This window comes from Paraburkholderia franconis (genome assembly GCF_009362735.1).
In the GTDB taxonomy this organism is placed as follows: Bacteria; Pseudomonadota; Gammaproteobacteria; order Burkholderiales; family Burkholderiaceae; genus Paraburkholderia; species Paraburkholderia franconis.
Genome location: NZ_WHNP01000116.1, coordinates 1 through 14376, shown reverse-complemented (window position 1 = coordinate 14376; position 14376 = coordinate 1). Strand labels below are relative to the sequence as shown.

The window sequence follows — 14376 nt, the reverse complement described above, 5'->3', positions numbered from 1 at the left end:
AGCGAGCCGCTGCGGATTTGTGCGCGTGCCCAGCGGATGGGTCGGCGACCTTCATCCTTCGCCCATGTGCCTGTGGGTATTTTTTCTCAGCGGGGAGATTGAGTTCGAGGCCAGTGACGGTGAACGACGTCGCGTCGCGGCAGGCAGCGCGATACTGCTTGAGGACACGACGGGCAAGGGGCATCAGAGTCGTGTCATTGGCGACGTGCCGGCGCTTCTCGCTTTGGTTCAAGTTTGACGTCGCGGTTTCCTTGGCCGGGGCGCAAGTTCCCCGTCGGTCGTGGTCATGCTCGAGAAGGTGTCAGTCCGGGCTATGGATGCGCCCTTGTTGAGCTGAACCGGGCGAGAGCCGCTTCGGGCGCGCGCGAGAAGCCGCACATGATGCATTCCGGCGTCGTCAGCAAGCGGCAGTACGCTCTCAGCTGGTTCGTTGCCTCCGGCGGAAAACGCCGGTACGGCGTCTCGACTGGTACCTGGGATTTTCTCGTTTTGGCTGGCGCGACCGTGGCTCGAGCGCAAGCCTCCGAGCCTCGTCCGCCTGCGGCGAGCTTTCGGAAAGGGCGTCGTTGTTCCACATCCAGAGCGGCAGAACGGTAACGACAGCACAGTTTCCGATGTCTTGCACGACGACGAAACAGCGGTCGTCCCCTTTGCTGTAAACGAGGCAAAAGCGCCGGTCGGGCGGGAACTCCCCAAGTGACACGCATCGACCTGCGTCCAACATTTCTCGAACAGATGTTGCCGACAGAGTTGACCGCTGGCTTATCCGTTCCTTTGCGTGAGGTGCGACCCATGACCGCCGAGGGCTAACCTGTCTCCTGGAGAAATGAATCGTCGTCTCCCACGTATTGATGGCGCTCCAGCGCGAGTCTATTCCGCCTTTCAGTTCACCGCAACGCGGCCACATGGCGACCCCTGACCACCCAGCCAGGGCCGCGCTGCTCACTCGGGGAACAACGACCCGAATTCCGACCTCGGTCGGTGTATGGCAGAGAACTTGTCGCTACTTTGGGGCTGCATCCTTCCCAACCGGAGTCCTCGGCCGCCTCCAATGCGCCGAAGCGTTTTGGTCTCAATGCGATGACCATCGCCAGGGCAAGAAAACGGGGATACGCGGTCCACAACGGAAGAATCCAACGAAGCATTGACCCGCCATTTGGCGCTACTGCGCCTGGATTGTGCGAATCTCCGGCAACCCAGTCCCATCCGCACGAATCACTGCCATCAACTCTGCGGCCATAGTCTCGTTGCGACAACCGGACGAGCGCGCGACCGCAGGACCTCTCGAGACTCGACGGACTTTTCGCCGGGCGTGCTCAGGTTGCGTGGCATTCGAGCCTTGATTCTCGCCAGCACGCCACCTATCGTGGAAAGTGCCATAACGGTACGAGACTTAAGGAGTACATCATGCCATCGCCCAGAAAGGCCTCGCCTGCTCACGGGGCTGAAGCCGAAATGTCGAGCAAGAAGAAGGTAGCCTCGCCGGCGAAGGCCGCCGGAAAGGTGCAGGGCGCGAAAAGCCCTCAAATGACCAAGCAGCGACCCAAGAACAAGTCGAAAGCCTGAAATGGAAACGCCCCTCAAACGGGGCGTTTCCATTCGGCGACGAAGCCCACCATCTTCTCCTGAAAAGGAGGTGAGCCTACGATACTGGCTTGGTCTCGACTTACCGACGGGTGGTGCGAATTCCCGAATGCGAACGAGTTCTCGTCGGCCTAAGCGTCGATGGTCAAAGAACTGTCTTCGTCGGAGAAGGAGGCGATAGCCTGAATGGCGCGGGCGTTTTCCGGCGACCCTCTCGCCCAATATGTCTTTCTGGAGGACGCGATTCGCCGACAGAGGCTGGTATCCGTTTATCGGCTCTTTCTTCGCGTCTTTGAGCAGAAGGGTTTTGTTTCCACCAACGATGACCGGACTGCTGCTCTTTGTTTGCCTCCGGGGCGTTACCCGCTGTCGCTAACAGAACACTTGTGGCTACTGCCGAGCATGATGCTGGCCACTTGTGTAGCGTAACTCCCGGCCAAATTGCGTGTGCTGGGCCATCTTGAGCGAATGCACCCAGTCGGTCGACGATTCTGGTATCTCGGTGTTCTGGGCGTGGAACCAGACAGGCAGGGGAGCGGCGTTGGTAGTGCCTTGCTGACGACGGGACTCCGCCTTTGCGACCAGAATAAGGTCGGCAGCTATCTTGAGACAGCCGAACCCCGCAATCTCCCGTTTTATTCGGCGTTCGGATTTGACGTGCTATCTACTTCAGAGCCGGCAGAAGAACCTCGAGTGTGGTCCATGTGGCGCGAGCCGGCAGAGTGAATCTTGCATGACCCGAACTTTTTTCAGCTGAACCTTACCCGGTGAAGTATGACATTGTTGTGGGTAGTCGCGTTTTCGTTTTTTGCCTTGGCCTATATCAGGTGACCGCGGGGGGGCGACGGGCCTTGTGCAGAGCAGGCTGCGGCTACCTGCGCAACGGGCGGCTCTGGGGTTGGCCTCAGGCTGGCGGTGGTGGGCGGAAACACACACCAGCTGCCGTCGTCGTGACGAAAGAAAAACAATTCGCGTACTCCATCTGCTGATGACGTCTCGGCGCGCACATAACGTCGTCGTCCCAGTCGCGTACGACCGAATTCGGTCACACGAACCGGTGTCGCGGAAGCCGGCGCGAGCCACTTTTCGACCTGACGACGCAGTGACCGGTCATTTACGTTTCGCATGTTTCCCTCCAGCAAGTCTGAAAGCGACCGCCGTTGGATAGACACAACTCCATAGACACCGATGCGCGTCTTCTCGCGGGTTGTCGCCGACCATTTCGCGCCTTATCTCATCAACGCGGCGGTCGACCAGGATGTTGACTTTGGGCTTGTGAGTTCTGAAACGGAATATTTCGCGCGTGGACCGAAGAGTGGTCGCAGCGTCGGGAAGATCGGCACGAGGCACTCGATGGTCAGTCGGGCGAGGGCTTCCGGTTCCGCTACGAGGGCGAGCTGGCTGACCTACCGTTTGAGTGGGCGGAACTGGAGTGCCATGTGCCGTTGCGCGAGTACCGTGCCCGGGAGTGGCCGAGCCGGTGTTGTTCCTATGAAGCTACGAGGGTCTGCCGCAAAAGGGCACCGGTGGCGAGCACATCTGGCAGCATCGCGCGCAGTTCCGCGCGCTTCTGCGCGACGACGTCACGATGCAGGCATCGCTCGCCGCCGCCGCGCGCACGCGTGAGCAGCCGGTGCTGTTTGCCGCCCAGGTTTGTCTGAAGTATCAGGTCTGCCGAGCCCACCTTCCAGGTGTGCGTTTGATGCGCGCCGGGCGGCGCTAAACTGAGCGTGCTACCCGTCCGCCGTCCTGTCACGGGCACGGCGCCAACCTGGCGGGGAAGCCTGGGTGGGAGAAGGCACGATGGCGATTGAGAGAATCTGGGTGAGGGTCGGCCATACGGTGAGGAAGAACTCGCAGCGCACCTCCGACCAGGTGGAGTTCATCGCGCGCGTGACAGAGCCCGAACAGGGCGCCAGCCTGACTGAGCGTGCAAGGCAGGCCGTGGCCAGTCGACTGCACGGGCCCCCGCGTCGAGCGTCGACATCACCGGGCTCATCACTGACTGAACGCTAGCATCCCGGCAAGGAGCGGCATCATGGCAACCGACGAGCAGGTCCTCTACGTTTATCGGTGCAAGGCATGCGGCCATGCCGGCGATGTGTATCTCGACGATGATTCGCACGAAGGAGAACCGGGAAATTGCGATTCGTGCGGCGAACCCGTTGTGCTGGAATTGGATGGCGGCGTGCGATTCGTCCGCGGAAGCCAGTAGCCTCAGGCTGCGGCGCGCCAAGCGACCGTGATTTTGCCGGCCATCACACGGCAGGGTCTTTCGCGGATGAGGCAAGCTAATCCGCGAAAGCCCCACCGTTTTCGACTTCTTTGTTAATTGCCACCGTCGGCGTTGCATCGTGGCAAATGACCACAGGTAGCCAATCCCGCGGGGGCTAAGCTACCACTTGCGCTGGTGCTTTCGGATACGCCGCCATACCCGGATGTGTTGTTGTTCATTTCGCCGTGCATCGTATCCAGCGCGCTCGAGACAGGGTCTCCGTGGTAGGTCATGCCGGCAGTCGCCGCGCCATGCGCGTTGCCCCCGCCACTCCCACCATTGCCATTTCCACCGCCGTCCGCAAACGCGGCGCCCGTGGCACAGAGTGCAACGACGGCCCCGGTGGCCACGGCGACCTTCAGTGAGTGCTTCATGATACATCTCCTGCAAGTTCGACACGCTTGGTGCGTCGAGACTGATGTGCCGCTAATGACGACGACCATCTGCACAGCGGCGGTGCACAGACGGTCGATTCAACCCGGATACGCTGGACGCTTGTGGCGTCAAGAGCCTGGGGTAAGAGTTGGTCGTGTTCTGCTGCTTTAAGTGACACGGTCGACGCTCGATGCGGGTTGCGACCAGGAGAGGCCTCGAATCGCACTGCCCGACTGCGCTGTAGCTACCGCATAGACGAACGACTTGGTGGATTCTTGAAGGAGGGCGTGTTTTGAAACAGTTCAATGGGCCGAGATTCCGACGCCTTAAAGGAGAACAAGGACGAGAAACACAGCAGCGTAGCTCTTCAATGGCAGCATGCTTATAAGTTGACCTGCCTTCAGCAAAGCAGGACACGCTTTTTGACGTTTCGATGCCGTCTCGAATAACGCTCAATCACAAGCTATTCACAGGTATATCAAAATAATCCCGGTGTGTTTCACTTACAACGAAAGAGCCCGGTATGGAACTCATTTTTGGCAATATTCATTGCTTGAGTTACTGATGTTTTTAAGTTGAAGAGAGGCAGCGGGCACCGGACGCCCAACACGAGGTACAACCTTTCAAATTCCAGTATCTTTTTTTGAATGAAGGTCTATCGTTAAGCGTGCGCCTCCCTTTGCGCACCGGGCTTACCGGCCCCCCTGGCGATTCTTCAGGTGCTCCTGTCGCCTCGACCGCCACTCGCGGCTTTGCCGCGTTACGTTTTCTCCCAAAAGCCCGGCATAAAGCCTAGAGCTAGGCCCCAACCGGGTCATCCCGGCAAGCAGCCGAAGTCGTCGGCGGCGTCTACCTGAGGCGCGTGCCGTCGCTCAACTATTGCCCATTCAAAGCGGATGCAAGAACTGAAACGCGATTTCGTGTTGAAGGAGTAAATTATGAAGACAACCTTTCTCCTGTCTGCAGCGCTCCTGGGTTCGCTCTCTTTAGCAGGCGTAGCGCAAACGCAAGACATGTCCGGACAGCAGAATGCGCAGTCAGCATCGACCTCTGCCAATACCAGCACCAGCGCCAGTACCTCCGGGTATGGTGGTGTTTCCGGAAGCAGCAGTGCGAGTGGTGTAGGTCGCTCGGGATGGGCCACTTGTGGTCATCTGCCTCAATGCAATGCCGACAGCGGTCACTAAACCAGTCAGGCAATAATAGCCTCTCGCGGATTCGCTTCCCTCATCATCCGCGAGAGGCCCGCGAGATTGCGATTTCATGAACAAATACGGGGACTCGGCAGGCGGCGAACCAAGACATGATTCATGACTCATTTCTCTCTCTGCAGCCTATGGAGGCCCACTATCACAAGCGGAACCTCCGTAGAGACGCAGCTATATGCGACTTACCGGTTTTCATTCTCAAAGCGAGGGAAAATGAAGAAGCTGACATTAGGTGTAGTTCTATTTTCCATTGTGGCCACGGCTTTAGCCGCATTTTTCTTTAGCGCTGTGGCCAACGTCCTCGATAACGGGACGCTCGCTGTAGCATTTGACGAGCGTGGACTGGGGAATACCAACGTAAACTACACCTTAACCGGAAGCGCCACTGCCGTGTTCGCTTGCTTCAACGGTGGCGGCAACCATCCGCAATCCACAAACAAGGCGGGTCCATCGGCGGTCAGCGTAAATCTTCTCAATCAAAACCCTAAGAATGGTCGCATTCAGGCCGCCATCATTAGGCAGCCTCCGGACCAAGGGGCTTAAGGAGAAGCCAACCATGAGTACCACTCTTAGTCATCTCAGCCGTTCCACTGCTCTTGCGCCCGGCATGTTTGCGGCTCTTCTTATGGTCGGGACCTCAGCCGAATCCGCATGCCCGGATTACGTATCGTTGCCCTCGGGCACTGTCTTCAATCTTGCTGCCCTGATTGCAGATGCCGGGTCTCCGGAAGGTGCTCTCAGAAAGGCACGACGAGCGCTTGCACAAGTAGGTGCATACGGCGGATGTCCTCAGTCGCAGGAACTCGCTGTATGTGAGGAAACTTTGGCGGTCGCGAGGAAAGCCATCGTCGCGTTGGAAGCGTGTGTCTCATCGGACTCAGCTTCCGGGAAGGTGCGAGAGAATGAGCGCGCTGCCTCGAAGTAGACGAATCCAGGCATTGCAGAGGTGAGCCACCGGGTCGGCCGTCTTCGCTGCAATCACAATGTTCGCGCCGTCACGTGCCGCACGGAGCGCAATGGCAAGCCCGATACCGCGACTACCTACCTCCTGACATGAATAGTGTCTTGCCGGCGAGGCTCATGGTCGTTTCCTCAATACCTGGCCTGGCTGCGGTTAAGTATGAAACGCCGCGTTGCTACGAGTCAAAACAGCAAGATTGAAGTAGAACGCCGTTGCTGCGACGACAGGACGTTGAACGACTGCGGCGCTGCTTTACCACTTCCCGACCTGAATGACTTCTCCCGTGATGTCCTCTACCAGGCTACGCCTGTACGCCTGGGCCACCGCCGCCGCAGGAACGCCCGCAGAGCGGGCCTGCCCCATCGCTGCAAGCGTTTCTGAAACCCAGCCCGGACTGACGACGTTGACCCGTGCCTTGCCCTTCAGTTCGAGCGCCGCTGACCTGCCGAATGCCTCGACGCCTGCGTTTACGATGCTCACGGCTGCGCTTCCGGCCACGGGGTGTTGGGCCAGTATGCCGGAAGTCAGCGTCAGCGACCCGCCTTGCGCGAGATGGCCGACCGAGCACCGGACGAGATTGACCTGTCCCATCAGCTTGTTCACCAGACTGAACGCGAAGTCTTCATCTGTCAGCGATTCAAGCGGTGCAAATTTCGCTGCACCTGCAGCGCAAATCACGGCGTCCACGGTGCCGAGCTGCTGATACATGGAAGCGATGGCCCCGTTGTCGGCGAGGTCCACGGACAGGTCCGGGCCGTGGCGGCTGGCGCCAATGACCTGGTGGTCGGGCGAGAGCAGTCGAACGATTTCCGTGCCGAGCAGTCCTGTTGCGCCGACTATCAGTACGCGCATGGCTCCTCCTTATCCGGAAAGGTCGCAGCCCACGCGGTGCGATACATCGCGCGTGGCGTGAAGACGAACGCATATGGTACTACCGCTCGCGGCAATGCGAACACCGCTACTTACGCGGTGCTGCGCGGCAGGCGGGCTAGAATGCCCAGTTGACCCACGTGAAGAAACTGACACGCCATGTCCTGCGAATCACCACTTTGTGATGTCATCACGCTCGCTGAAATCCAGTCGCTCGCTGACCTGAAAACATTTGCCCGGGGCAAGGCCTATTTCCACGAGGGGGCAGTATCGCGGCTCGATGAGCGTGATGGCGTGCTCCGCGCGCATGTCCGTGCAGAGTCGAGCTCGGCGTCAGCGACAACGGCGAGCTGACCTACGAATGCGACTGTCCGGTCGGCGAGGATGGCATCGTCTGCAAGCATGTCGTGGCGGTCGCGCTGTCGTGGCTCGAGAACGCTGGCGAGGAGGTGTTCCATGCCGACGACGTGGAGCCGGCGAAGCCCCGCCAGAAGCGCAAGACGTACGAAGAGCTGATTCGCGAATACGTGGAGACGCTCAACGAGAAAGCCGTACGCGACCTGTTGCTGGAGGCCGCCGAGCGCGATATGACGCTGCGCGACAAACTGCTTTTCGCGGCGCGCGCAGCGGCCGCCGGTGACTTGCAAAGCATGAAGACAGCGGTGCGACAGGCGACGCGCATCTCGCGGCCGCTCGACTGGCGTGAGGCGGGCGCGTATGGCGATGGCCTGATGTCACTAGCAGACATGCTGCGACAACGTCTCGCAAGTCCACACGCCGGCCAGGTCGTGGAACTCGCTGAACTGGCCATCGCGGGCGCTGAAAACAGTCTCGAACAGATTGATGACTCCGGGGGCGATGTGATGCCGGCCATCATGGAGCTTGCCGCCGTCCATCTCGACGCGTGCCTGCAGACCCGGCCAGACCCGACGAAGCTGGCAGAGCGACTGTTCCGCGCCCAGACGGAAAGTGCGTGGGACACGTTCTACGATGCGCTGCCGGCTTACGGGGAGGCGTTAGGCGACCTGGGACTTCGCAGGTACCGCGAGCTTGTGGAAGAAGGATGGGACGGTCTGCCCGCACTGGCACCAGGCAATGAATACCGCAGGTCGTTCGACCCGCTGCGCATGCGACTGGAACATGCAATGACATCGCTGGCGGAGCGCGACGGCGACCTCGGCGCACTGATTCGCATCCGTTCGAAGGACCTGTCGAGTCCTTACCGCTTCCTGCAAGTGGCGGAACTGTGTGCGAAGCATGACCGCTCCGACGACGCCTTGTCGTGGGCCAAGCGCGGTCTTGCGGAATCGGGGAAGAATGTGGACCAGCGCCTGCTGGACTTTTGCATTCAGGAATACCGGCGCCGTGGCGAGTTCGCAAAAGCCGATGCGTTCGCGTGGCAGCGCTTCGAGATGCGCCCGGTTGCAGACGCGTTCGTCGCATTGATGGATGTCGCAAAGGCTACCGGCCATCCTGATGCGACATGCGAACGCGCGCTCAGTCATCTCTGGTCGCTCGTTCGCACCGAGGAGGCGCCGACCAAAGTGAAGCGCGGTGTCTGGCATTCGATGACGCGCACGGAACTGGTCAGAATTTTTCTTGACCGGCGTGACCCCGATGCGGCCTGGGAAGCTTTTTGCGGCGGTCCGGTGGCGACACATATGTGGGCAACGATGGCGTCCGTTCGCGCGAAGACTCATCCACACGACGCCATTGCGCTTTATCACCGGTTGCTGCCCGTTGCCGCTGACAGTGGCACACGGAACGCCCGTTATGATGAAGCGTTCGGCATCGTGCGGACCATTGGGAACCTGCGGGCGCAACTGAATGAGCACGCCGAGTTTGCCGATGAGCTGGAGAGTATCCGGGAAAGCTATCGTGCGAAACGCAATTTTATGAAGTTACTGGCGACGCTGGGCTGAAGGTGCTGTCTATGTTGTAGCGATGGTCCAACTGTAGCGCGCGCAGAATCCAGTCTTTCATGCTGCTTCTGTTGCGGCCGCGAAACTGTCCATACCCACGTCAAGGCCTTGTCAACGTCACGCTTCGTTCGACATGCTCGCCGTAGCTCCAGACCAGGGTGAAGCAGGCGGGGAAAGCCAGGCTTATGGCGGCACGAATCCACCAAAAGCTGGTTCACCGTCATAGCGTCTTGACCCGCCTTGAACCCCGTCGGGCTGTTGCGACTCCTCCGGAACAGCAAGGGCACTCGCCGGTTTACGCGCCCCGCCGAATATGCAAGTATCTCTGCCAGCGCGCACCGCAAACCTTTGCGAGGTTCGGAATGGCCTGGAAACTCTGGAAAACCGAGAAGCGACACAACGAGATGCGCAGCTGGCCGAGCGGTACGCACGAGTCGTTAAAGCAGCTTCTGGATATGTACCTGGGTCGCGACGCGGCACCGTTCGCGAGCTGGGCCGCGCCGGGCATTACATTCATGCCCGACATCGAACCGCTTGCCCGAGACGGAGTCCGGGGATATCAGCTTGCCCTGTGGTTCTGGTTTTTTGCCGAGAAGCACGGCACTATCGTGGCAAAAATGGTGCGCGAATCTTTCTGCCTGCTCGCCGACACAATGCAGCCGTCGTCCGGCGACAAGATTGACGCGCTCCTCGACCTCGAAAACCGCCTGGCGCATTCTGTCGAGGCCATTTCCGCCGAACAGCGCGCCTTCCGACAGGAGGGTCTGTCCGTGGAGCTACCGATGGAGTTCTTTCTTGCTACCGGCTTACTCCGGCTTGCGCCGGACTCTCCTTATGCCGGGAACGAGGGCGCCAGCCTGCAAGGCAATGACTACAAGCTGGCCGACTGTTTTCGCCATGCAACCGAGGAGGCGCTGGCGGTTTTCCGGCCGATGATAGACGCGGTCGACTTTGATGCAAAATCGCTGCCCAACTGGAGATGGAGCGCTCATCCCGGCGCTGCCGAGCGACACCTGCAACGACGCCACAACAATCCGCTTTTCCCCTTGCATCGCCAGATGGTGACCGCTCACGAGGTCTATGAGGCACGTCTTGCCGATGCTCAGGCCCTTCAGGACATCAGGAACGAGCTTAATGAGGTTAGCCGCTCGTTCTCCCAGACGATTGAACTGCCTTTGAACTGGCAGTCCTACCTCGAAGGATATCGGGACCACGTCGACAGACTCGATGAACGCCGCCTCGTCGCTGGCGGACAGAGCGCGTCCCTCAGTGACGCAATTGCAAAACTCCGCGCTGACATCCTCACAACCTGGCGCGCTTCGATTCACAAGAACCGGCACAGCCTTGCCACCTTGGAGCAGGAAGAAGCGAAACGGACCGAGCGACGCACGCTGCTGTATGGATGCGACTGGACCGCTCAGCTTTTGAGCCACGGGTCCCTGATACCGCCAGAAGAGGTCGTTCCTGCCCTGCTGAGCGAGTCCCCCTCTGAGCTGGAAAAGGCGGTGACTGGCCTGCAGGCCGAACCACGATTGCATGAGACGCTTGCGCAATGTTGTGCCACCGCGCATCGGCTTGTGAACGAGCTTCGCGCGGCTGGTCACAATTTTCCCGATATCGGCGACAAGCTTCGGATTCTGGATGGTGCGCCCGGACAGTTGCCGGCCTGATTACCTTCGCGGTGTGCCATGTCTTCTTCGTCAGCATGAGCGCTGACGTCATCCCTGGCTGTTACCTGTGGGGCTGAGCGGGGATGAAGGCGACGCAGCCCAAGCTGTCATCGCAACATCTACGACAGAGGAGAAACACCGACTGCAGATGAGACACGGACCGGGCTCAATAGAGCCAACGGTCGCCGCCTGGTTACTGCAATGCAGGTCATGCGATTTCTCGCATCACCGGCGCGACGTGTCCATCAGGTGAGGCAGTGTTGGATGCACCTGACCTGCGGAACCCGCTCTCATTTCTTTGTCGGTAAATTGCTGACCGTGGCTGCAATATCAATCACCACCGTGTTGGCCACGCGGTCATGCAGAGCTTGCTTCCGCGGATTGGACAGCACCCACAAAAAACCCGCGCCGAATGTTGCGAAAGTGAACAAATAGCCGAGAGTGCGCAACATAGCTTGCGTCACGGTCATCGGCTGCCCAGTATCGGCATCCACAATTCGAAGGCGCACCGCGCGCTTTCCCGGTGACGTTCCCCACACGGCCCACATTACGCCAGTGACCAGTATCGGGATGCACTGGCCAGCCATAAGCCAGAGAATGATGGACGAGACGAAAGTCTCCGGTGCCATCAGGATGTCTTCGGTCGAAGGTCCGAAGGGGATGAACAGCAGGATGACTGTCCACCATATCGAATCAATGAACAGGGCGCGGGCGCGCTGCGAATAAGTCGCGTAGCGCATCAGAAGCCGCGCGTCGACGACGTTACCGATGGATGGCAGACTCCGGCGCCCCAGCCCAGTGTGGTCGATGAAATTCGGTAAGTCCATTTTTTGAGGAATGTCATTTGGAAGTCCCGCTTGTGCCTTTTCGGCCGGAGAGCAGTCCGGCCACACTGGCGTCCTCGTCAAGCTCGTCCCAATGCGAACCTTTGCGCGAGCTTGAGATGCGCATTCGCTGATGTCGAGCGGGCAACGCCGCAACCAGGCGCCGGAACCGTGACAATGGAGCGCGTAACGCGCGACCGGTCGCTCAACCCGACAACAAGGCTTGTGTCGTCAAACAGCACCTTTGTCGAAACGGCCGTAATAGGTTTGCATCCAATGTTTGTTGCGTGCTACCAGGGTCAATCAAGCAGCGACTGCTGTTGCCCTTCGTCAATCGCTTTGACATGGAGCCGTTGTACGCGCTGCCATTTGCTCATAATTCGTTGTCCGCTCGTCTGAACTAAGCGGAGGAACGGCCGATGTGTTGGTGGCTCCTCCGTGCACCAATTTTGCGACGGAGTAGCTGACGAAGGCATGGCCATTCGCACCTCGCGCGCTCGTCGACCACGCCACCGTGATAATTTTTGCCACCGAGGTGTCGAGCGCGGAGAAAACCGCATACTTGCACGCGCTATCAAGCCCGAGTCCGGCCTGTGAATAATCACTGGACGAAGTTTTGCCGTGCGACAAGTCTCCGCTTGCACCGCTTCCGTCACCGCCAGGACTACCTCCCAGGAAAGGGCATCCTCACGATTCGCATGCTCCAGGTCCGCGAGGAGTTCATGCCAAAACTTGACGCCTCTGTACGAGCGACCGGGACCGCGCACGAACCGCAAGCGTTCCAGCAATGCAACGGTGCGGGCCGCCTCGACTTGCGCCGCCTTCGCGACCGTCCGGGAACGGCCCCAAACACCGCTTCGCCAGCTGACAATGGACGCGGCAAGAAGAGCCAACATCGTGACGATGACAAGCGCCTGATTGCCTTGGAGCAAATTTTCGTATGTCATACGGTCAGGAGCGCTTCCGCTTTTTTAAATTGCCATCAACCCGAGGCGCTGAAGCAGCGCCTTGCCGTCGGATGTCAGCCGCCACCCGGCACTGGTGAAAGTCGTTCGGGCGACTTCCACCAGGCGTTCCTGCTGAAGCGCGACTGCATCGGGTTCAGCGAGGGCGACTTGCGCTGGCGCACTGAACAACACCAGTAGCATTGCAATCTCGTGGTGACTGAGCGGCTTTTTCATCAGGCCTTTCCATGAAACTGCGCACGGAGGCTATCGCGCTCGCGAGATGGCGAGCGACGGCGGAGGGTAAGCACAATACGGGGAACAAGCCACTATAGCGTTGCCATATGACAAACGCCTGAAGGCATGGAATCCACGAGACAGCCGACATTCAGGTGAAACCTGCCGGGTGGCGTTGCTGAATGACGGCTGGGAACCATGCCAACATCGTTGCGAGTCTTTTGAAGCACGAGCCTGCGGTTGCGCGAAACTGTTCACGACGTTTGACCTGCATTCGCAAGCGCGCACAGAATGCGCAATGTCATCTTCGGGTGGCTGAAAAGCCGAAGGTAAAAAGTAAAATGAATGGCCCGCGTTGGGCGGGCCATTCATTGAGCAGAGGCGAGCGTTCGGACCCGTTAGACAGGCTTGATGTTCGCAGCCTGCTTGCCTTTGGGGCCCATCTTCACATCGAAGCTGACCTTCTGGTTCTCCTGCAGCGACTTGAAGCCTTCAGTCTTGATTTCGGAGAAGTGGGCGAACAGGTCTTCTCCACCGTCGTCGGGGGTGATGAAGCCGAAGCCCTTTGCATCGTTGAACCATTTCACTGTGCCAGTTGCCATTTCTAATCCCGTATATGTTGAAAGTCGCATTCGCGATTGCGGAATCGCACGGTGCGACCCGCCGCGACGGACGACTTTGTATCACGGCAAGATGACCCTGCCAATCGGCACGTCCACGGACAGCGGGTCACCTGCTACTTCACGGACGCCCAGACCCCCGCCGGTAGCCGTAGCGAACAAACAGGGCATGCAGCTCAAGCCTCCTGTAAACCTTCCTGCGATGGCAATTCTGACGACGCTCGCACCGTCATTCGCATCGAATTCACGATGCAGTTGAAATTGGTGAGCAATCGAGTTGCATTTGCAGTCTACGCAGTTCGCGTGCCCGGCACGGTTATGTCCGCGCAGGCGTAGCGCGTGTGGGTTAGGTCGAACTGTCTTGCTCACGACGGTTTCAGGTGCTCGTGCTAGCGTATTCGGGTGCTGCTTCGAGTCCTGATGGTGCCGCAGGCTCGTTCGTGGCGCTCCTGCGGAGCGCCTGCAGCCGTGAAAACGACTCCCACCCATCTGGAGGGCTTTGATGTCTCAACGTAGTCTTCGAAAGACGAAGAAGTTAAAGACATCTCTAACGAATCGCCCTTATATCCGGTCGGCATAATTCCGTTTTAAGTGTTCACGAGAAATTGATTTGAAATTTGGTGCCATAGCCGGATAGAAGCGCGGCGAGTTCGGCGTCGATGGTTTCCTTTGTCCAGGTGACGAAACGCCGCCAGTGGTATTTCATGTGCTTCCACACGATCTCAATCAAATTGAGTTCGGGACTGTACGGCGGTAGATAGAACAGGAGCGCCTTGTGTTCGAGAAACCAGCGGTCCAGCGTGTGCTGATCGATGCTGTGGTGAACGCTCGCGTTGTCGAGCACAATCACGGTGGGACGACCATCGCCCTGCTGGATCAGCGAGTC

16 protein-coding genes are annotated in these 14376 nt (G+C 59.1%); 8 read left to right on the top strand and 8 right to left on the bottom strand.

All coding sequences use genetic code 11. The features are described from left to right. The 3 genes from GCT13_RS44180 to GCT13_RS51505 all read left to right on the top strand — a co-directional run. Positions 1–238, top strand: a 238-nt coding sequence (locus GCT13_RS44180) for a cupin domain-containing protein (protein ID WP_152767034.1), incomplete at its 5' end; no start/stop codon positions are given. Positions 239–1407: 1169 nt separating this feature from the next. After that, the gene (locus GCT13_RS48905; protein ID WP_193727944.1) at positions 1408–1566 is read left to right on the top strand and encodes a hypothetical protein; all 159 of its coding nucleotides are present in this window, start codon (positions 1408–1410) and stop codon (positions 1564–1566) included. Between the two features lie 486 nt (positions 1567–2052). Then, the gene (locus tag GCT13_RS51505; protein ID WP_227747332.1) at positions 2053–2310 is read left to right on the top strand and encodes a GNAT family N-acetyltransferase; all 258 of its coding nucleotides are present in this window, start codon (positions 2053–2055) and stop codon (positions 2308–2310) included. 92 nt (positions 2311–2402) lie between these two features. On the opposite strand, the gene GCT13_RS50205 is transcribed toward GCT13_RS51505, so the two are convergent. Continuing rightward, positions 2403–2711, bottom strand: a complete 309-nt coding sequence (locus tag GCT13_RS50205) for a hypothetical protein (protein ID WP_227747331.1) — start codon at positions 2709–2711, stop codon at positions 2403–2405. 461 nt (positions 2712–3172) lie between these two features. Between GCT13_RS50205 and GCT13_RS50725 the strand changes: the two genes are divergently transcribed. Together GCT13_RS50725 and GCT13_RS44165 are read left to right on the top strand one after the other, a co-directional pair. After that, complete coding sequence (locus GCT13_RS50725) at positions 3173–3307, top strand: hypothetical protein (RefSeq protein WP_265335344.1); 135 nt, start codon at positions 3173–3175, stop codon at positions 3305–3307. A 315-nt stretch (positions 3308–3622) separates the two neighbouring features. Further along, on the top strand, positions 3623–3799 hold the full coding sequence (locus GCT13_RS44165) for an FmdB family zinc ribbon protein (RefSeq protein ID WP_152768023.1): 177 nt from the start codon (positions 3623–3625) through the stop codon (positions 3797–3799). A gap of 113 nt (positions 3800–3912) precedes the next feature. Here GCT13_RS44165 and GCT13_RS44160 read toward each other — a convergent pair whose 3' ends face one another. Then, complete coding sequence (locus GCT13_RS44160) at positions 3913–4233, bottom strand: hypothetical protein (RefSeq protein ID WP_152768022.1); 321 nt, start codon at positions 4231–4233, stop codon at positions 3913–3915. A 1422-nt stretch (positions 4234–5655) separates the two neighbouring features. Here GCT13_RS44160 and GCT13_RS44150 point away from each other — a divergent pair. Further along, positions 5656–5985, top strand: coding sequence for a hypothetical protein (locus tag GCT13_RS44150; RefSeq protein ID WP_152768020.1), 330 nt, complete (start codon positions 5656–5658; stop codon positions 5983–5985). Positions 5986–6655: 670 nt separating this feature from the next. Here the strand turns inward: GCT13_RS44150 and GCT13_RS44135 are convergent. Next, a complete protein-coding gene (locus tag GCT13_RS44135; RefSeq protein WP_152768018.1) occupies positions 6656–7255 on the bottom strand; it encodes a short chain dehydrogenase in 600 nt (199 codons plus the stop codon). A 425-nt stretch (positions 7256–7680) separates the two neighbouring features. Between GCT13_RS44135 and GCT13_RS44130 the strand changes: the two genes are divergently transcribed. Further along, complete coding sequence (locus GCT13_RS44130) at positions 7681–9195, top strand: DUF6880 family protein (protein WP_407670957.1); 1515 nt, start codon at positions 7681–7683, stop codon at positions 9193–9195. A 362-nt stretch (positions 9196–9557) separates the two neighbouring features. Next, the gene (locus tag GCT13_RS44125) at positions 9558–10865 is read left to right on the top strand and encodes a tryptophan leader peptide (protein ID WP_152768017.1); all 1308 of its coding nucleotides are present in this window, start codon (positions 9558–9560) and stop codon (positions 10863–10865) included. Between the two features lie 290 nt (positions 10866–11155). Here the strand turns inward: GCT13_RS44125 and GCT13_RS44120 are convergent, their stop codons facing one another. The 5 genes from GCT13_RS44120 to GCT13_RS44100 form a co-directional block, all read right to left on the bottom strand. Then, positions 11156–11758, bottom strand: a complete 603-nt coding sequence (locus GCT13_RS44120; protein ID WP_321575022.1) for an RDD family protein — start codon at positions 11756–11758, stop codon at positions 11156–11158. After that, positions 11706–11837, bottom strand: a complete 132-nt coding sequence (locus GCT13_RS44115; protein WP_265335345.1) for a DUF2442 domain-containing protein — start codon at positions 11835–11837, stop codon at positions 11706–11708. The genes GCT13_RS44120 and GCT13_RS44115 overlap by 53 nt, the downstream gene beginning before the upstream one ends. Before the next feature lie 823 nt (positions 11838–12660). Further along, a complete protein-coding gene (locus GCT13_RS44110) occupies positions 12661–12870 on the bottom strand; it encodes a hypothetical protein (RefSeq protein ID WP_152768016.1) in 210 nt (69 codons plus the stop codon). A 398-nt stretch (positions 12871–13268) separates the two neighbouring features. After that, positions 13269–13472: a cold-shock protein gene (locus tag GCT13_RS44105; RefSeq protein WP_012406518.1), complete on the bottom strand. Its 204-nt coding sequence runs from the start codon at positions 13470–13472 to the stop codon at positions 13269–13271. Between the two features lie 613 nt (positions 13473–14085). Beyond that, positions 14086–14376 (bottom strand): transposase (locus GCT13_RS44100; protein WP_152768015.1); only part of this gene is annotated, 291 nt, incomplete at its 5' end.